Source organism: Mesorhizobium sp. M0514 (assembly GCF_040321145.1).
Classification (GTDB): domain Bacteria; phylum Pseudomonadota; class Alphaproteobacteria; order Rhizobiales; family Rhizobiaceae; genus Mesorhizobium.
In genome coordinates this window covers 1-17,357 of record NZ_JAMYQZ010000111.1, presented here as the reverse complement: position 1 = coordinate 17,357, position 17,357 = coordinate 1, and the positions used below count along the sequence as shown (strand labels likewise).

The window sequence follows — 17,357 nt, the reverse complement described above, 5'->3', positions numbered from 1 at the left end:
CCCCAGCGCCGGCCGCGGCCGGCCCGGTTGCGCCGAGCTTCGACGTCGTGCGCGTCGAAAGCAACGGCTCGATCGTCGTTGCCGGCAATGCTGCGCCCAATTCGAAGATCGAGATCCTCAACGGCTCCTCGGTGCTTGGCTCGACTGTCGCCGGTCCGGACGGCGCCTTCGTCATCGTTCTCGACGATCCGCTGAAGCCCGGCGACTATACGATTGCGTTGCGCGCGACGGCCGGCGATGTGGTTACCCCTTCCGTGCAGACCGCCGTCGTTTCGGTTCCCAAGGACGCCGCCGGCCAGGTGCTGGCGATGGTCGAGGAACCCGGCAAGCCGGCCGAGCTGCTTAGCGTCCCGGCGCCTGAGACCAAGCCCGCGGCACCGGCCGCCGGCGATCAGGCCGCTGCCCCGGCCGCTGAGGTGCCTGCTACGGCTGCGCCTGCCGTGGCCACGGCAGCGCCTGCCGCTCCCGCTGAAACAGCACCTGCTGCTCCGGCTGTGGAAGCCGCAACTGCCCCTCCAGCGCCAGCAGTACCTGCAGCGCCGCCGGCGGCAGGCGTGGCTGCACCCAAGATCGTCGTCGAGGCGGTCGAGATCGACGGCAACAAGATCTTCGTCGCCGGTCTGGCTGACGCCGGCCGCAAGGTGCGCGCCTATGCCAACGATATCCTGCTTGGTGATGCGGTGACCTCGCCCGACGGTCATTTCCTGGTCGAGGCGACGCGCGACATCCCGGTCGGCAGCTACACCATCCATGTCGACGGTCTCGACGCCGAGGGCGTGAAGGTCGTGGCCCGCGCCGCCGTGCCGTTCGAGCGCGAACCCGGCGAAGCGATCGCCGCCGTGGCGCCCGCGGAGGCCAAGCCCGCCGAGACCAAGCCCGCCGAAGCAAAGCCTGCTGAGCCGGCCGCACCGGCTGCTGCCGAAGCACCGGCCGCTCCGGAGCCTGCGGCGCCAGCCACTATCGCGGCTGCCCCTGCGAAGCCCGCACCAGCTGCTGCCGCATCCGCACCAGCCGCACCGGCGGCTGAAGCGCTGGCTCCGGCTGCCCCGGCGGTTGCCGGGGCACCTGCGGCACCGGCAGCGCCTGCCGCTGAGGTTCCAGCCGTCGTCGCGGCGGCAACGCCCGATGTGCCAGAGACGGTGGCGCCAAAGCTTGAACATGCCGACGGCGCGGTGATCATCCGCAGGCACGACACGCTGTGGCGGATCTCACGGCGCGTCTACGGTCACGGCGTGCGCTTCTCGACCATCTATCTCGCCAACCAGGACCAGATCAGCGATCCCGACCGCATCTGGCCGGGGCAGGTGTTCAAGGTTCCGGAAAAGTCCAAGGAAGGCGAAGCCGCCGACCTCAAGGCGATGGGCGAGCAGGTGACAACGGCGCCGGTGAAGACGCAGTAGCGGCCGAGCGCTTGATCTCCCCCCTTGAGGGGGAGATGGCCGGCAGGCCAGAGGGGGTCGCCGCGCATAGAACGCCGACCTTCTCTTTGCTGCAAACGACGTTGCGTCAGGACGTACCGACCCCCTCTGTCGCCTTCGGCGACATCTCCCCTCGAGGGGGGAGATTAGGTCGCTCTACCCATCGGGTTAGCTTGCCACGCACCCGTTCATCGTCTATCGCCGATGAACGATGGCAGACTCGCTCGCTGAACCAGACCACGCAAACTGCGCACCGCCCCAAAGCCGCGCCGTTGCCGCTCGCTTCGCCGCACTCTCGCACCCGGCGCGCATCGAGATCCTTAGACATCTGTCGGCCAGCCGCTCCTGCTGCTGCCGTGAGGTTGTCGACCATCTCGACCTCGCGCAGTCGACGGTCTCCCAGCATCTGAAAATCCTGGTCGAAGCAGGCTTGGTCCGCTTCGAGCCCGACCGCCAGCGCTCGCGCTATCAACTCGACCGCGCCGCGCTCGCCGACGTTTCCGCATCGCTGACCGCACTCGTCAATTCCTGCTGCTCCGGCCGCTGATTTCTCACGCAAAAGGCAAGACAAGTGGCAGAAAAAACCGTTTCCGATAGCTCGACCTTCAGAACCTTGCGCAATCTGTGGCCCTATATGTGGCCGGCCGACCGCGCCGATCTCAGGGCACGCGTCACTTGGGCAACGCTGCTTCTGGTCGTTGCCAAGCTGACACTGGTTGCCGGGCCGTACTTCTTCAAATGGGCGACCGATTCTCTGGCCGGTGACGCCAAATCGCCGCCGCCGCTGCCATCCTTCCTGCTGGCGCCGGTGATGCTGGTCGTCGCCTACAATGTCGTGCGGCTGGTGCAGCTTGGCTTCAACCAGCTGCGCGACGCGCTGTTTGCCCGCGTTGGCCAATATGCGGTGCGCCAGCTCGCGTTCCGCACCTTCGTTCACATGCACCAGCTGTCGCTGCGCTTTCACCTCGAGCGCCGCACCGGCGGCCTGTCGCGCATCATCGAGCGCGGCACCAAGGGCATCGAGACGATCGTGCGCTTCATCATGCTGAACACGGCGCCGACCATCCTCGAATTCGCGCTGACCACCGGTATCTTCGCCTACACTTATGGCTGGAAATATGTGGTCGTGGTGGCGGCCACGGTGTGGCTCTACGTCTGGTTCACGGTTCGCGCCAGCGACTGGCGCATCTCGATCCGCCGCGACATGAACGACAGCGACACCGACGCCAACACCAAGGCGATCGACTCCCTGCTCAACTACGAGACGGTCAAATACTTCAACAACGAGGGTATGGAGGCTGAGCGCTTCGACCGTTCGATGGCGCGCTATGAAATGGCGGCGACCAGGATATGGACCTCGCTCGGTTGGCTGAATTTCGGCCAGGGCATCATCTTCGGTCTCGGCACCGTCGTCGTCATGTGCATGTCGGCGCTGGAGGTGCAGGCCGGCACGCAGACGGTCGGCGATTTCGTCTTCATCAACGCCATGCTGATGCAGCTTGCGGTGCCGCTCAATTTCATCGGCTTCATCTACCGCGAAATCCGCCAGGGGCTGACCGACATCGAGCAAATGTTCGACCTGCTCGATGTGCCGCAGGAAATCACCGACAAGCCCGATGCCAAGCCACTGGCTGTTACAGCCGGCAAGGTCGAGTTCCGCGACGTGCACTTCGCCTACGACCCCAGCCGCAAGATTCTGAAGGGCGTCTCCTTCGAGGTTCCGGCCGGCAAGACGGTGGCCATTGTCGGTCCGTCCGGCGCCGGCAAGTCGACGATTTCGCGGCTCTTGTTCCGCTTCTACGACGTCCAGGGCGGTCAGGTGCTGATCGACGGCCAGGATGTCCGTGATGTGACGCAGGCGAGCCTGCGCGGCGCGATCGGCATGGTGCCGCAGGACACCGTGCTGTTCAATGACACCATCGCCTATAACATCCGTTACGGCCGCATCGGCGCCAGCGAGGAAGACATGCAGAAAGCCGCCGAGCTTGCCCAGATCGGCCCGTTCATCGAACGACTGCCCGAAGGCTACCGCTCGATGGTTGGTGAGCGCGGGCTAAAACTGTCGGGCGGCGAAAAGCAGCGCGTGGCGATCGCCCGCACCATCCTCAAGGCGCCGCCGATCCTGATGCTCGACGAGGCGACCTCGGCGCTGGACAGCCACACCGAACAGGAAATCCAGGCCGCCCTCGACCTGGTCAGCAAGGGCCGCACCACCATCGTCATTGCGCATAGGTTGTCGACGGTGATCACCGCCGACGAGATCATCGTGCTCAAGGACGGCGAGATCGCCGAGCGCGGCACCCATGCCGAGCTGATGCAAAAGCATGGCCTCTACGCGTCGATGTGGGACCGCCAGCGCGAAGCGACAGAAGCCGAAGAGAGGCTTCGAGTTGCACGCGAGAGCGATGAGCTGGGTGTGGTTGTGCGCAGGCGGACTTCGGAGGTGAGCTAGGCGGCGGAGCGCCGATCTCCCCCCTTGAGGGGGAGATGTCGCCGAAGGCGACAGGGGGTCGCCGCGCGTGGAGCGCTAACCTTCATCGGTCGCAAGGGGGGCGCATCCAGTCGAACCGACCCCCTCTGGCCTGCCGGCCATCTCCCCCTCAAGGGGGGAGATATGCAGCGTCGTCCCATCATCACCACCGAAAATTTCCCCTTGACCTCAACCTAAGTTGAGATCGCAAACCCGTTCCTGAGCCACCGAACCCAAGTCGTTCAAGAACGGAGACAGATTCAAATGGATAAACTTGCCGAGGCAGCCGTGTTCAGGGTCGACAAATTCGTCGTTCCTGCCGAGGCCCGTGAAGAAATTCTCAGCAGAGTTCGGGCGACTCATGAATTGCTGCGTCTGCAGCAAGGCTTCGTCCAGGATTTCGTGCTCGAGCAATTTTCGGGTCCGGGTGAGTTCAACCTGGTCACCATTGTCGAATGGGAAAACCAGGCGGCCGTCGACAATGTCGTGCCGATCGTCAAGGCGGCCCACGAGCGGGCGGGCTTCAACCCGCAGGAGACCATTGCCCGGCTGGGTGTGAAGGCCGATATCGCCAACTATCAGCGTCTGCCTGAGATGTAGGAGGGCCAGCCCGTGCCAGGTGCTGGCGCCTCGACGCTCAGCACCTGGCCGGTGCGGGCATCGCTGATCATGTTCTCGAAACCACGCCATTCGGCGGCGACGATGAACAGTGTCGTGCCATCCGGCCCGCCCAGCATGCAGGCAAAGCAGCCGCGATCGGCATCGACTGTCTGCAACACCTCGCCACCTTCGCGCACCCGCACGCAGCGCTTGTTGGGAACATCCGCGTACCAGGCAGCCCCTTCGGCATCGAGGCAGATGCCGTCGGGAAAGCCATCGAGATCGGCCCAGACCCGGCGGTTGGAAAGCCCGCCATCCTCCGCGACATCGAAGGCGGTCAGCCGGATGGCATGCGACTCCGCCACGATCAGTGTCCTGTTGTCCGGCGTCACCGCCATGCCGTTGGCGAAAGCGATGTTCTCGGCCACTTGTCGAACCGAGCCGTCCGGCGTGATCAGCACGATGGTGCCGGGCCCGAAATGCTCGCCCGGTGCAGGCGCCGACCCGCCGCCATTGACATAGATGTTGCCGCGCCCGTCGACGACGATCTCGTTCCACGGGCTGTTTGACAGCGACCGAAGATCGGCATGGGTGGCCAGCGTTCCATCCGCCTCCTGCCGCAGCAACAAGCCATCCCGACCCGAGACGATCAGCAATCGGCCATCCGGCAACCAGTCGATCGAATAGGGCAGGATGGCCGGCACGGTGAGCATCACCTGGTTCCCGCCGTCCTCATCCACCGCGACGATCTCTCCGGTTCCCCAGTTGCAGAGCCACAGGCGTCCGTCGTGCCAGCGGGGAGACTCTCCGAAAGCGAGGCCTTCTGTAATGACCTTGGCGTTCAGGGCGACTGATTTCGAGGATGGCATCTCTGACCCTGGTTTGTCGACTCGCCGCAATTCGGCATTGTCGCGAAGCGCTTTCCTGCCAAGGACGTATGAATCTGTGGCGCCCCGACACCGTCGACAATTTCGGCAAACCATCGTGCGGATGCCTCTGGATCAGAGTGCCTTTAATCCTTGAGGGCAGCTGATATTGTCGCGTCGGAAATAACCCGTTCGCGCAAGTTTTGCGACCAAGAGAGTATTTTCGATGTTCGGTTTCTTTTCCCGCAAATCCAAGAAAACGCCCGAGAAGTCGGCATCAGATTCTGGAAAGCAGTTGGAATTCGGCCTGCCGTTGCCGGTCGTCGTACTGCGTTCGAACGTCGAGGATCCTGATGAAGAGCCGTTTTTCTCGTCTTCGCTGTCATGCAATTCGTCACAGCGATGGTTTCCAAAGGACTCTATCGTTATCCCGAAATCGACACCAAGGCGATGCAGGTCCTTCATGCCGACTCGTACTCTTCGGAGGTAAAGAACGGTCAATTCATCCACAATGCCGGGCAGGAAATCGGCGCCATGATTGCCAACGCACGAGCTGGACTCACTGCTTGTGGCGCAAAGGGCCAGCTTGCGACTTTGGAAAAGATGTCCAGCTGGATTGCAGACCACCCAACGAAGCCGCCCAGCAGACGGGCTTCGAGGGCGGGCGGGATGATTTTCTCGATACACTTGATCATGCGTTCTACGTTGCGGATGAGGCCGCGCCCATGGAAAACCTTTTGGCGCGCTGGATCGCGTCATGGCCTGATCTGCAAGTTGTCGATAGTGACGATTACGACGACGTCATACACCGGCTGGTGATGGCCAATCCGAAGCGCGAAGCAGGCTTCTTCATAAGTCCGTTGGCAACTTGGCAGGCCAGATGATCTTGAGCTGGCGCGATGTCGGGGCCGGCCTTGCCTGCGCCAAGATCGCGCCGCCCGAGATCAAAATCGCGTTCGGCATGGCAAGGATGCTGAACATAGAAGGAGAGAAACAGCTGGTTTTTCAACTTCAGACCAGCGCGAAGAAGACCCGACTATGCAGTGCGACGGAGACACACGTCACGGTCTACGAGTACATCGCTCCAGAAGAGTTGCTTGTCATACCGCCAGGCGAGAGCCCGCTAGCGGCTAACGCCCCGAAAGTTGGCGCCAAGCTTGGCATTGCTGAAGAGCCCGAGATCACAGCGGTCATTGAGCTGGCGGAACAATACCATGCTCCCGCCGCCGTCGACCTCCTGCGCAAGGCAGGCTTCGACCCGACGGATGCCATCGTTTCTGCGAATTCGGTGGTGCAGAAGGAGGAAGGAGCAATCGTGAATTGGGTGGTGCTGGCATCAGGCCAAGTCTTCCTTTTCCAATCGTTGCGGAACGGCGGTGTGCTCTTGCGCGGCAAGGATGATGAAAGCCTCGCTGAGGCCGCTATGGCCGAGCTCAATGCCCACTTTGATCGCTCCGCTGCGGCGGGTTAGCGACAGCAAACCTACTTTTTCTCCGTCAGGAAGAACGTGCCATCGGCATGGCCGTTGGCACCGCATGACAGGGGCTCCGATTTGCCATCCTTGCCGGCGCCGCTCTGCTCGACGACAAGCGCATCGCCGTCGCGTCGGAAGGTAAAGACAAAACCGGTTGGGTTGTCGTTGTCGACGGCACGGTCGACCAGCCGCAGAGTGTTGCGCTCCTCGACCGTGCCGTCGATCTCGCATGACCCACTTCCCCAGACTGGATTGGAAACGACATCTTCCGAGATTTCGACCTTGCCTCCGCCAACAGCCTTGATGTCGACGCTGCCGCGCACGCTGCTCCATGTGCCGATCAAACCTGCATCGGGGGGCTTGCGTATGCCGGACAGGAAGGTTGCGCGGTCTCGCAGGAATTCGCCGAGATCGAAAGTCTGTTGGTTCTTGGGCGAACTTTCGTTGAAGCCGGCGATCTGGTCGCGATACGCGATGAAATCGCTTTGGTCGTCCCGCAGCGCCTTGCCGGCATGAGCATCGAGCCTCTTCAGCAGCGCGGTATAATTCTTCGCGACGTCGGCATCGGCTTGCGCCAGGACCGGATCGGCGCAAATGGCCTTTTCCGCCACGCTGGCGGCCTTGGCGCAGTCGAAGGATGGCTTGCCTTGCGCAACTGCGTGGTCGCTCGCTGCCACAAGTACGGTCAAAACGGCACCCACGGCTGACGATCGTATGGCAACAAGATACGTTTTGCCTGAATTTGGCGCCATGGCAGTCGGCCTTTTCGCCGCGCGTTCAGCCGGCGTTGACCCGAATTCTGGCGGCAAAGCAGCCGACAGGCAAGCACGTCACCGTTCCTGCCGGCTGCGGACGATGCGGCCTTGCCCAATGTTGCGTTGCGGCAGCGGAGCCTTTCCGGTATTGAGGCCGGACCTGAAACAGGGACCGCCCCCATCCCATGAGCCCCATCCGATGAGCCTTGTCGATTCGATCAAGAATGCCTTCGTTCCGATCCATCGCGAGGGCTATCCGTTCATTGCCGCCTTTGGTGCGGGCACGCTGTTCCTGGGCTATTTCTCCTCGGTGCTGTTCTGGATCGGCCTGATCCTGACCGCCTGGTGCGTCTATTTCTTCCGTGACCCCGAGCGTGTCACCCCGGTCGATGACAGGCTGGTGGTCAGTCCCGCCGACGGCGTCATCTCGGCGGTCGGCCCGGCCGTGCCGCCGCGCGAGCTTGGCCTCGGCAACACCGAGATGACCCGCATCTCGGTGTTCATGAACGTCTTTTCCTGCCATGTGAACCGCGCTCCGGTGCGCGGCCGCATCACCAAAATCGAGCACCGGCCGGGCAAATTCCTGAACGCCGAACTCGACAAGGCAAGCTCGGAGAACGAGCGCAACGGGCTGGTCATAGACAGTCCCAACGGCATCGTTGTCGCCGTGCAGATTGCCGGCCTGGTGGCGCGCCGCATCGTCTGCTGGGCCGAGACCGGCGGCTCCATTGCCGTCGGCGAACGCTTTGGCCTGATCCGCTTCGGCTCGCGCGTCGATGTCTTCCTACCGTCGACCGCGGTGCCGCGCGTCGCCGTCGGCCAGACGGCGGTCGGCGGCGAAACCGTGCTCGCCGAATTCGGCGGCGTCGCCGCAACCCCGCTCGTCAGGATTTCGTAAGCGGTGGGCGCGCCGTTCAAAAAGTTCGAGGCCCATGGCAGCGGCGGCCCGCGCATCCGCGAAATTCCGATGCGCATGGTGCTGCCTAATCTGGTCACCGTGCTTGCCATCTGCGCCGGCCTGTCCGGTATCCGCTTCGGCTTCGAGGGCCGTTTCGAGCCGGCCGTGGTGATGGTGCTGCTCGCCGCCTTCCTGGACGGCATAGACGGGCGCCTGGCGCGCATGTTGAAGGCGACATCCAAATTCGGCGCGCAGATGGATTCGCTGGCCGACATCGTCAATTTCGGCGTCGCGCCGGCACTGGTGCTCTACGCCTTCCTGCTCGACCGCGCCGGCTCCTTCGGATGGATCGCAGCCCTTCTGTTCACCATCGCCTGTGGCCTGCGGCTGGCGCGCTTCAACGTGCTCGACGAAGACCATGACCGGCCGATCTGGCAGAGCGAATACTTCGTTGGCGTGCCGGCGCCGGCCGGCGCCGTGCTGGTTATGCTGCCGCTCTATCTGTCCTTCCTCCGGCTCGGTCTCGAGCCGGACCGCCTGACGGCATTCGTCGCCACCGGCTTCACTGTGCTGGTCGCTTTCCTGCTGGTCAGCCGGCTGCCGGTCTATTCCGGCAAAAGCCTGAAAGTGCCCGGCGACAAGGTGCTGCCGATCATCCTGGCGGTCGTTCTCTACGTCCTGCTGTTGATGACCTATCCCTGGTACACGCTGACCGCCTCTGTCGCAGGCTATCTCATCTTCCTGCCTTTCAGCGTGCGGGCGTATTCGAAGCGCGCCAAGCGCGAGGGCGAAAAAGTGCCGCCGTCGGATATTGGGTAGTTGTTATCTCCCCCCTTGAGGGGGAGATGTCGCCGAAGGCGACAGAGGGGTCGGTACGCCCCGGACGCGACCTCGTTTGAGCGAAGAGGACGTCGGCGCTTCACGCGAGGCGACCCCCTCTGGCCTGCCGGCCATCTCCCCCTCGAGGAGGGAGATACGCTAAGCCGCCAGGCCCAACCCCAGCTTCTCGATCGCCAGGTTCCGCGTCGAGACATAATCCGTCTTGCCGGAACCCAGCACCGGGATCTCCTCGACCTTGACGATGTCGTTGGGCACCATCAGTTCGGCCGCACCTGCCTTCTTGCCGAAGGCGCGCAGTTCTTCCGGATCGGCGTCGTCGGCGGTGGTGACCAGCACGATGCGCTCGCCGCGCCTCTTGTCCGGCACCGCCACCGCGGCGTGGCGCTCTTCCGGCCACAGCGACTGCACCAGCATCTCGACGGCGCCCAACGACACCATCTCGCCAGCGATCTTGGCGAAGCGTTTTGCCCGGCCGCGAATGGTGATGAAGCCTTCGCGGTCTACCGAGACGATGTCGCCGGTGTCGTGCCAGCCGTCCAGCGGCTGCAATTCGCCGGGCCGGTCAGCGGTCATGTAGCCCATCATCAAATTCGGCCCGTCGAGCCACAGGCGGCCGGCACCCTCGATACCCTCGACCGGTTCGAGCTTCATGCGCATCGCCGGCAACAGCCGTCCGACCGTACCGTCGCGGCCATGGATGGCGGTGTTGACGGCAACGACTGGGGCGGCCTCGGTCAGCCCGAACCCCTCGATGATCGAGGCATCGAAGCGCTCGCGATAAACGCGCCGCGTCTCCGGCTTCACCGCTTCCGCGCCGGCGACGACGAAGCGCAGGCTGGAGAAATCGCCATCCTTCGCGGTGCGGGCATAGTTGGCAAGGAACGTGTCGGTGCCGAACATGATGGTCGGCTTCACCTTGCGAGCGATCTCCGGGATGATCTTGTAGTGCAGCGGTGACGGGTAGAGGAACAGTTTCACCCCGGTCACCAGCGGCAGGATGGTGCCGCCGGTCAGGCCGAAAGAGTGAAAAACCGGCAGCACGTTGAGCAGGATGTCGGACGGCGAAATGGTAATGCGCGCCTCGGCCTGCATGGCGTTGGCGTGGAGATTGCGGTGCGACAGCACCACGGCCTTGGGCGTGCCTTCCGAGCCTGAGGTGAACAGGATTGCGGCGGGCTTGGCCGCATCCTGCCGCTGCAGCGGGAACCGCCAGAGCACCGCTGCTGCGAGCCTTTCCAGTGTGGTGACGCTTGCGCGCACATCCTCCAGCCACAGCATCTTGGCGCCGCCGGCCTCGACCGCGGCGATGATGTCGGCAAGCGCCGCCTTCTCGACGAACGCGCGCGAGGAAACCACCGTTCGGATGACTGCCGTGCGCACCGCGGCGGTTACGCTGGCCGGCCCTGCCGTGTAGTTGATCATCGCCGCCACCCGGCCGGCCGAGAGCAGGCCGACGAAGGACAGCACCACGCCATTGGCGTTGGGCAGCAAAACCCCGACCGCTTCGCCGGGCGCCGCCACCGCCTCGAAACGGCGGCCGAGCACGCGCGCGCCGATGAACATTTTTCGATAGCTGAGCGAGCCGCTGATCACATCCTCGATGATCGGATGCGAGGCGCCGGTGCGATCCGCGGCATCGCGCATGGCCAGGAACAGGCCGCGATCGAGGTTGCTGCCATAAAGCCGCGCCTCGGCGATGCGGTCGAACAACGCATTGGTGTTGGAAGCCTGGTCGGGGTTGCGCGCCACCAGTTCGGCAATCGTCATTGGCTCCAGCACGCTGATCGAGAGTTTTGGGAACCAATGGCGCGGCGCCCGGTTCTTTGGCGTCAAGGAAACCGGCAGGTCGTGCGCGCCGGTGACGAAGATCGGCACGATGCGGGCGTCGGCCTGCATGGCGATGCGGGTGACGGCTCGGAACAGGCGAAACGTCTTCACATCGGGCTCGACGTCACCGGGCAGATAGACGGCAAGCCGGCCTTTACCCTTCAGCACCCTGACCAGCCGCCGGCTGACGAAGAGATGCTCGGCGTTGAAGGCGATGGTGCGGCCAAGCTCGCGCCAAGGCTCCATCCAGGGCGAGCGCGCCGAGGCCTCGTCGAGAATGTGCAGCGTGTCGTCGGGCAGCAGCGACAGCATCAGCGCCGGCTCGAAGCGTGACTGGTGCGAGACCACATAGATCACCGGCGTCGGCGCGTTGCGGGCAATGCGGATGCGCCGGTCATCGATCCGGTAGGCGAGCTTGAACGGCACATAGAGTAGCGCCTGGGTAAAGCGCAGGTCGAGACGAAACGTCTCGATCGCGCCAATCAGCAGCCAGGCCAGCACGAGGCCTGCAAGCAGCGCCAGTGTCAGGATCATGCCGCGTCTCTCCCAACGTTCCGGTATCGCGGCTCTTCGTCCGCTTCGCAGGAGAGGGTAACGCAATGGGGGGCAAGGTCAATGTAGAGCCTCTTCCTTCTCCACGTTCACGGGGAGAAGGTGCCCCGAAGGGCGGATGAGGGGCGGCGCTGCGCTTCACGTTGGCTCAAGCCGCCTTGATCCGCCCGCTGATGAACCGGAACTCCTGGCTCTTGCCGCCATACCCATAAGCTGCGGCCGGAACCTCGTGCACGAAGGCATAGCTCTCCTCATGCACGCCACCGAGCAGCTTACCAAAGGTGTCGAAGATCGCCTTCAGATAAGCCTCCAGCTCCAGCTTGGTGTTGGTGCCGTCGACCACCTTGATGTCGAGCCAGAAAGTATTGGCGCCATGCTGTGCCAGCGACTTGCCGCCGGCGAACCAGTGCTGCGGGTCGATATAGGTGACAGCGACGGCGGTGATCGTCGGGTCCTTGCGCAGATGGGTTGCGGTCAGGCCGGTGATTTCCTTGGCGATTCTGGCGGACAGCTTGGCGTCGGGCTTACCGGTGACGCTGATGTTGATGATGGGCATTTTTCTCTCCTTCGTTTGAGCGGCGTTGGAGAGACAATGCCACCATCTTTGGGTCAAAAAAATCGAATTGTCTCGAACATAAGGTTCTGTATTATCGAAGTATGCAAGCTCTCGATCCCGATCTGCTCAAAACCTTCCTTGCCTTTGTCGATGGCGGCTCGCTGGCTCAGGCTGCGTCTGTTGTCGGCCGCTCGCCCTCGGCGGTGACCGCGCAGATGCAGCGCCTGGAGGAGATCGTCGGCGAACCGCTGCTGGTGGCGCAGGGGCGCGGGCGCGGGCTGACGCCGGCCGGCGAGGATCTTGTTGGTCATGCCCGCCGCATTCTTGCCGTGCACAGCGAGGCCTGGTTGGCGCTCAAGGGCGCGCGTGCCGCTGGTCGCGTCGCCATCGGCACGACACAGGATTTCGCTGATAGCGGCCTGCCGGAGTTGCTGCGCGCCTTCGCGACCAGCCATCCGCGCGTCAGGGTCGAACTGCGCGTCGGCCGTTCGGCCGAGCTTGGCGAGGCGCTGCAGGCCGGGCAGCTCGATCTGGCCGTTGTCATGCGCAAGACGCCGGCCAATGACGAAGTAGGGCTGTTCAGTGAACCGATGCTGTGGCTGTGTTCGCAAAAGGGCCTTGCCGTGCGGGAAGAGGAACTGCCGCTGGCGCTGCTCGATCCCTATTGCGGCTTTCGCGAAGCGGCACTTGCGGCCCTCGATGCTGCCGGCCGCCGCTACCGCATCGCCGCCGGCAGCGCCAGCCTTGCCGGCTTGCGTACGGCGGTCAATGCCGGCATCGCGCTGACCTTGCGCACCGCCCGCTTTGCCCATTCAGGCATTGCCGAAGCACCGCGCGAATTCGCCCTGCCGCCGGTGCCGACAGCGCAATTCGCGATAAAACTCGGCCAGGGCGCTGAGCGGCCGGCGCGCGATCTTGCCATCCTGCTCAGCGACAACCTCGCCTTGCCCGGCTTTGCCGGCTGATGTCCAAAGAAAAAGCCGACCTTTACGGTCGGCTTTGAGGAGGACGGGTCGAGGGGTTTGGGGGGACTTGGGGGGTGACCCGTCGCACATAAAACTGCCTGATCCGCATGATGGTTCCATGACTTGGAAAATAATTATTGGGTTGCCGCACTTTTTCTCGCGGTCAGCCAGTCGCGCCCCGCATGGGCGAAAACCGCGCACAGTACTATGGCGCCGCCGATCAGGCTGGCGGCCGGCGCGATCTCGCCGAGGAACAGGAAGGCGAACAGGATCGCAAACGGCACTTCGGCGGCACCGAGAAGGCCGGACTCAGGCGCAGGGATCAGCCGCGAGCCTTCCGTCCACAGGATCGACGCCGCTGCGAACGATCCTCCGAAGGCGACGAGCAGTACGGCGTCGCGAGCAGAAATCGCCAGGGGGTCGGTGACGAACCAGCCGAGCACGAACAGCAGAAGCGCCGAGACTGCGCCCGCCCACACCACCGGCGTGTCGCGGAAGGCGCGCACCATGATCATGTAGAGCGCACTGCCGGCGGTCATCAGCAGCGCGAGCCCATCGCCAAACAGATGACCGCTGCCGAAGCCGGAGCCGACCATGATCGCTACGCCGCACAGCGAAACGGCGGCGGCGGCAAGCGTCTGCGCCCGGAACGGCTCGCGCACCAGCACGAAGGCGAGCAGCGCGGTGATGAAAGGCGCGGTGGCGTAGATGACCGCGACATTGGCGACATAGGTGAATTTGAACGCCGAGATGAAGGCGATGCTGGCCGCGGCGCCCTCGAGGGCCAGCAGCCAGCCGCGCCAGCCAAGCCGCAAGCTTTCCCGCCCGCCGGAGCGGCGCCGGCGCCACAGCACATAGAAGGTGATCAGGATCGCGCCGACAAAGCCGCGCCAGCAGGTGATGGTCAGCGGGTCGGCGTGGATCGATTTGGTCAGCACGCCGGTGAGGGCGAAGAAAGCCGCCGAGGCCGCCACCAGCATGATGCCGAGCGTACGCTCGGCAGCGGTATCTGTGGTGCCTGGGCCGTCGAGCGCTTCCGTCATCTCAGCAGCCTATCCGTCTTCTCCTGCCACCATGCTGTCAGCACGGGGTACTCATAGCCGCTTGCGGAAATGCTCGTTGCCGATGATCAGCAGGCCGGCGCCGACGATCAACGCCGCCCCCAGAAACACCTCGCGACGCGGCACGTCGCCCCAGATCGCAAAGCCGAGCCCGAAGGCCCAGACCAATGAGGTGTATTCGAACGGCGCCACGATCGACACCGGCGCCCGCTTCATGCCTTCGAACAGCATAAATTGCGCCACGCCGCCGAGCGCGCCGACGCTGATCAAAAGCAGCAACTGGCGCCAGTCCGGCATCTGCCAGACCAACAGCGCCGGCACCGTGGAAAACACCAGGAAGTAGAAATTGTTGAGCACAAGCTGGATCAGCGTGCGCTCGGCCAGCGCCGTCTTGCGCAACAGCACCACGGCAATGCCCCACAGCACTGCCGCAGCCAGTACCAAGAGCATCGGCACGGACAAGCCGAGACGAGTGGGATCACAGGCGATGAAGACGCCGACGAAGCCGATGAACACCGCCAGCCAGCGCAACAGAGGCACCTTTTCGCCAAGCATCACCACCGACAGCACGGTGACGATGATCGGGGCGGCGTAATAGATGGTGGTGAGTTCGGCCAGCTGCAGGGAGCGGGCCGCGTTGTAGTAGCAGAGCCAGGCGCCGAGCGTGAAGGCGCTGCGCACCAGCATCGGCCGCACGATGGGCGAGCGCATTGTGTCGGCAAAGATGGGCGGTCCGCCGATTGCAGCACAGCCGATAAGCACAGCGATCGAGCGGAAGAACATGATCTGCCAGACGCTGATGCCGACGACCAGAAGCTTGATCGCGGCGTCCTGCGTCGAAAACAGGAAATAGGCGCAGCCGGTGAACAGGATGCCGGCAAGCACCCTTTCGCGGGTTTCCAGAATGGCAATATCGGCCATGCGGCGTGTCCGGCGCTGTCAAGAGGACGAAGAAGAAGCCTGCCCCAATCAGGCTCCCATTGCAGGCTACACGGGCGAAAGCCTGCGGGGCGCTACGCCAGTGGCAAGCTTGCGTTGGCGCAGCCTGGCCGACAGCGTGGGCACGCCGTTCACTGTGTTGCCTGGTAGAGCTGTGAAGCGGCCTCCTTCAGGGCGCGCCGCCCGCCCGGCCTGAGATACATCATGTGGCCGCCTTCGACGACGTCGAGACGGATGGGTTTTGCCGCGCCCAGCGTCGGGATTTGGCTCACCAGATAGCGTGAGGCCAGATAGGGCGTGACCAGATCGGTGTCACCGTTGACGATCACCACGCCAAGCCCCGGGTTGAGCGAGCGCGCCCGCTGCAGATCGTCCATCACCCCGGCATAGCCTTGCCGCGAGTCGCCATAGTCCCAGGCGTGGGTCACATCGCCATTGAGCAACCGGTAGCTGATATCGGTGCGAAAATTCAGCTCGTCGCGCGCATAACCGACAAAGGCCGAGGTCAGCGCCGGTACGCTGCGGTCGAGCACCGGATCCGGGCCGGCGCTGCGGGCGCTCTCCGGGGCGATGTCGCTGGTGGCGATGGTGCCGTCATACGGGCTGAGCACTTTGCCACTGGCGCGCTGGAATTCGCGCGCGAACAGGCCGGTCGGGATGCGGGCGAAATTGCGCTGCACGAGGTCGAGCGGCAGGCCGGTGATCTCGGCCACGCGCTGGCTGGCCAGCTGCCCGCCCTGTTCCAGCCCGCCGGTCAGAGCCGTGAGGTAGTCGCCCAGCGCATACTTTTCGACCTCGGCGAGCTTTTCGCGCAGTGCTTCGCCGCTGACGCCTTCGCTGCGCAGGCGCACCGCCGCCAGCGAGGGCAGTTCCAGCGCCCAATGCAGTGGCTGGAATTCGTCGGGCAGCACCAGCGTGAACTCCAGTGCAGGCGAGATCAGCACGATGCCGTTGGGGCTCAGGCCGACATCTTCCTGCAGGGTCCTGGCGAGAAGTGCCGCGCGGAACCCGCCATAGCTTTCGCCGGCGAGGAAGAGCGGCGATCCGGTGCGGCTGTTCTGGGCGAGATAGAGCCGGATGAAAGCGCCGATCGAACTGGCGTCCTGGCTGACGCCCCAAAAATCTTTCGTGTCCTGGCCGGGGGCCTCGCGGCTGTAGCCGGTGCCGACCGGATCGACGAAGACGAGGTCGGTCATGTCGAGCCAGCTGTCGGGATTGTCGATCAGCTTTTGCGGCGGCAGCAGGAATTGGCCATCGGCGCCGGTCGCGACGACACGCGGGCCGAGTGCGCCGAGATGCAGATAGGCGGATGCCGCGCCCGGGCCGCCATTGAAGACGAAGGTGATGGGGCGAGCCTTCTCCGCGCCCGCCAGTGGCGGCAGCGTGTAGGCGACATAGAAGATTTCCGCGGTGACCTCGCCCTTGCCGGATAGCAGCGACAGCGTGCCGGCCTTTGCCTGATAGTCCAGCTTGCGCCCGGCAATGGTGATTGAATGGCTGGTCGTCTGCGGTGCCGGCAGCAGCGACAGCACGCCGCCTGCCGGTGCGGGGCGCTCGGGCGTTTCGGCGAGGACTGGCGCTATCAGTGTGCCAAGCATCAAGAGAATCGCAGGAATGAGCTTCAGCTTGGCACGCATGACACCTCCGGGAATGGCTCCCGCATAGGTATGGTCTGGGCGGTCGAAGTCAAAGGGTCGCGGTCGTTGAAGCTGCCAATCTCCCCCCTTGCGGGGGAGATGCCCGGCAGGGCAGAGGGGGGTGCTGTCCCGCCAACCTGTGAAGAAACTACAGCGGTGCTTCAGACGGGTTCGAATTTCACCCAGCACAACGCGAAGGTCTGCGATCCTTCACACCCCCCTCTGTCCTGCCGGACATCTCCCCCGCAAGGGGGGAGATCGCATATGCATCGATATTCGCCCAATCTCCACACGTCGGCAACTGAGTGCTATCAACTTGCAAAGACCATCGAAAAGGATCGAGACAATGGACGCCACCGCACTCAAGGCCATGCAGGCACCGATCAAGGAGGCTTATCGCGAAGATTCCTCTCGAGCGCTGATCACGCTTCGCGCCAAAGGCTCCATCGACGACCAGTCGATTGCCTGCAAGGTCGAGACGGGCAGGGCGCTGGCGGTC

General features: G+C 64.0%; 17 protein-coding genes and 1 pseudogene. 10 read left to right on the top strand and 8 right to left on the bottom strand.

What is annotated here, in order from left to right:
• From NKI61_RS29160 to NKI61_RS29145, 4 genes are all read left to right on the top strand, one after another.
• A partial coding sequence (locus NKI61_RS29160) for a LysM peptidoglycan-binding domain-containing protein (protein WP_352841972.1) occupies positions 1-1,400 on the top strand: 1,400 nt, incomplete at its 5' end.
• Between the two features lie 229 nt (positions 1,401-1,629).
• The gene (locus NKI61_RS29155) at positions 1,630-1,965 is read left to right on the top strand and encodes an ArsR/SmtB family transcription factor (RefSeq protein WP_023672695.1); all 336 of its coding nucleotides are present in this window, start codon (positions 1,630-1,632) and stop codon (positions 1,963-1,965) included.
• Between the two features lie 24 nt (positions 1,966-1,989).
• Positions 1,990-3,870, top strand: a complete 1,881-nt coding sequence (locus NKI61_RS29150; protein WP_023743466.1) for an ABCB family ABC transporter ATP-binding protein/permease — start codon at positions 1,990-1,992, stop codon at positions 3,868-3,870.
• Positions 3,871-4,152: 282 nt separating this feature from the next.
• Positions 4,153-4,488: an antibiotic biosynthesis monooxygenase gene (locus tag NKI61_RS29145; protein WP_023743467.1), complete on the top strand. Its 336-nt coding sequence runs from the start codon at positions 4,153-4,155 to the stop codon at positions 4,486-4,488.
• Here NKI61_RS29145 and NKI61_RS29140 read toward each other — a convergent pair.
• Together NKI61_RS29140 and NKI61_RS29135 are read right to left on the bottom strand one after the other, a co-directional pair.
• Positions 4,467-5,357, bottom strand: coding sequence for an SMP-30/gluconolactonase/LRE family protein (locus NKI61_RS29140; protein ID WP_023743468.1), 891 nt, complete (start codon positions 5,355-5,357; stop codon positions 4,467-4,469). The two genes, NKI61_RS29145 and NKI61_RS29140, sit on opposite strands and share 22 nt — an antisense overlap.
• A gap of 132 nt (positions 5,358-5,489) precedes the next feature.
• A complete protein-coding gene (locus NKI61_RS29135; RefSeq protein WP_023743469.1) occupies positions 5,490-5,819 on the bottom strand; it encodes a hypothetical protein in 330 nt (109 codons plus the stop codon).
• On the opposite strand from NKI61_RS29135, the gene NKI61_RS33005 reads away from it, so the two are divergent.
• Both NKI61_RS33005 and NKI61_RS29125 read left to right on the top strand, forming a co-directional pair.
• Entirely contained in the window at positions 5,739-6,173 is a 435-nt protein-coding gene (locus NKI61_RS33005; protein WP_031246731.1) for a DMP19 family protein, read from the top strand. The two genes, NKI61_RS29135 and NKI61_RS33005, sit on opposite strands and share 81 nt — an antisense overlap.
• Before the next feature lie 67 nt (positions 6,174-6,240).
• Entirely contained in the window at positions 6,241-6,825 is a 585-nt protein-coding gene (locus NKI61_RS29125; RefSeq protein WP_198024968.1) for a hypothetical protein, read from the top strand.
• An 11-nt stretch (positions 6,826-6,836) separates the two neighbouring features.
• Here the strand turns inward: NKI61_RS29125 and NKI61_RS29120 are convergent, their stop codons facing one another.
• Positions 6,837-7,517, bottom strand: a complete 681-nt coding sequence (locus NKI61_RS29120; RefSeq protein WP_023743472.1) for a lysozyme inhibitor LprI family protein — start codon at positions 7,515-7,517, stop codon at positions 6,837-6,839.
• Here NKI61_RS29120 and NKI61_RS29115 point away from each other — a divergent pair.
• Together NKI61_RS29115 and pssA are read left to right on the top strand one after the other, a co-directional pair.
• Complete coding sequence (locus NKI61_RS29115; RefSeq protein ID WP_352760458.1) at positions 7,423-8,481, top strand: phosphatidylserine decarboxylase; 1,059 nt, start codon at positions 7,423-7,425, stop codon at positions 8,479-8,481. The two genes, NKI61_RS29120 and NKI61_RS29115, sit on opposite strands and share 95 nt — an antisense overlap.
• Before the next feature lie 3 nt (positions 8,482-8,484).
• Positions 8,485-9,300, top strand: a complete 816-nt coding sequence (gene pssA, locus NKI61_RS29110) for a CDP-diacylglycerol--serine O-phosphatidyltransferase (RefSeq protein ID WP_023672701.1) — start codon at positions 8,485-8,487, stop codon at positions 9,298-9,300.
• Positions 9,301-9,459: 159 nt separating this feature from the next.
• Here the strand turns inward: pssA and NKI61_RS29105 are convergent, their stop codons facing one another.
• Both NKI61_RS29105 and NKI61_RS29100 read right to left on the bottom strand, forming a co-directional pair.
• Positions 9,460-11,682 (bottom strand): AMP-binding protein, encoded by a 2,223-nt coding sequence (locus tag NKI61_RS29105; protein ID WP_023743473.1) that lies wholly within the window; start codon positions 11,680-11,682, stop codon positions 9,460-9,462.
• Between the two features lie 166 nt (positions 11,683-11,848).
• Positions 11,849-12,256, bottom strand: a complete 408-nt coding sequence (locus NKI61_RS29100; RefSeq protein WP_023743474.1) for a tautomerase family protein — start codon at positions 12,254-12,256, stop codon at positions 11,849-11,851.
• Between the two features lie 101 nt (positions 12,257-12,357).
• On the opposite strand from NKI61_RS29100, the gene NKI61_RS29095 reads away from it, so the two are divergent.
• A complete protein-coding gene (locus tag NKI61_RS29095) occupies positions 12,358-13,221 on the top strand; it encodes a LysR substrate-binding domain-containing protein (protein WP_023689125.1) in 864 nt (287 codons plus the stop codon).
• A 134-nt stretch (positions 13,222-13,355) separates the two neighbouring features.
• Here the strand turns inward: NKI61_RS29095 and NKI61_RS29090 are convergent, their stop codons facing one another.
• The 3 genes from NKI61_RS29090 to NKI61_RS29080 form a co-directional block, all read right to left on the bottom strand.
• Positions 13,356-14,264, bottom strand: a complete 909-nt coding sequence (locus NKI61_RS29090) for a DMT family transporter (protein ID WP_352841971.1) — start codon at positions 14,262-14,264, stop codon at positions 13,356-13,358.
• A gap of 51 nt (positions 14,265-14,315) precedes the next feature.
• Complete coding sequence (locus tag NKI61_RS29085; protein ID WP_023689123.1) at positions 14,316-15,203, bottom strand: DMT family transporter; 888 nt, start codon at positions 15,201-15,203, stop codon at positions 14,316-14,318.
• A 149-nt stretch (positions 15,204-15,352) separates the two neighbouring features.
• On the bottom strand, positions 15,353-16,858 hold the full coding sequence (locus NKI61_RS29080) for a S10 family peptidase (protein WP_352841970.1): 1,506 nt from the start codon (positions 16,856-16,858) through the stop codon (positions 15,353-15,355).
• 346 nt (positions 16,859-17,204) lie between these two features.
• Between NKI61_RS29080 and NKI61_RS29075 the strand changes: the two are divergent.
• Positions 17,205-17,357 (top strand): annotated as a pseudogene (locus NKI61_RS29075) (OsmC family protein); the annotation flags it as partial.

What these genes read in the sequence shown, in the direction of transcription:
- NKI61_RS29155 (WP_023672695.1), top strand. Translation starts at nt 1,630, where the DNA reads ATGGCAGACTCGCTCGCTGAACCAGACCACGCAAACTGCGCACCGCCC.
- NKI61_RS29145 (WP_023743467.1), top strand. Translation starts at nt 4,153, where the DNA reads ATGGATAAACTTGCCGAGGCAGCCGTGTTCAGGGTCGACAAATTCGTC.
- NKI61_RS29140 (WP_023743468.1), bottom strand. Translation starts at nt 5,357, where the DNA reads ATGCCATCCTCGAAATCAGTCGCCCTGAACGCCAAGGTCATTACAGAA.
- NKI61_RS33005 (WP_031246731.1), top strand. Translation starts at nt 5,739, where the DNA reads ATGCAATTCGTCACAGCGATGGTTTCCAAAGGACTCTATCGTTATCCC.
- NKI61_RS29135 (WP_023743469.1), bottom strand. Translation starts at nt 5,819, where the DNA reads ATGAAGGACCTGCATCGCCTTGGTGTCGATTTCGGGATAACGATAGAG.
- NKI61_RS29115 (WP_352760458.1), top strand. Translation starts at nt 7,423, where the DNA reads ATGGCCTTTTCCGCCACGCTGGCGGCCTTGGCGCAGTCGAAGGATGGC.
- NKI61_RS29105 (WP_023743473.1), bottom strand. Translation starts at nt 11,682, where the DNA reads ATGATCCTGACACTGGCGCTGCTTGCAGGCCTCGTGCTGGCCTGGCTG.
- NKI61_RS29100 (WP_023743474.1), bottom strand. Translation starts at nt 12,256, where the DNA reads ATGCCCATCATCAACATCAGCGTCACCGGTAAGCCCGACGCCAAGCTG.
- NKI61_RS29095 (WP_023689125.1), top strand. Translation starts at nt 12,358, where the DNA reads ATGCAAGCTCTCGATCCCGATCTGCTCAAAACCTTCCTTGCCTTTGTC.
- NKI61_RS29090 (WP_352841971.1), bottom strand. Translation starts at nt 14,264, where the DNA reads ATGACGGAAGCGCTCGACGGCCCAGGCACCACAGATACCGCTGCCGAG.
- NKI61_RS29085 (WP_023689123.1), bottom strand. Translation starts at nt 15,203, where the DNA reads ATGGCCGATATTGCCATTCTGGAAACCCGCGAAAGGGTGCTTGCCGGC.
- NKI61_RS29080 (WP_352841970.1), bottom strand. Translation starts at nt 16,858, where the DNA reads ATGCGTGCCAAGCTGAAGCTCATTCCTGCGATTCTCTTGATGCTTGGC.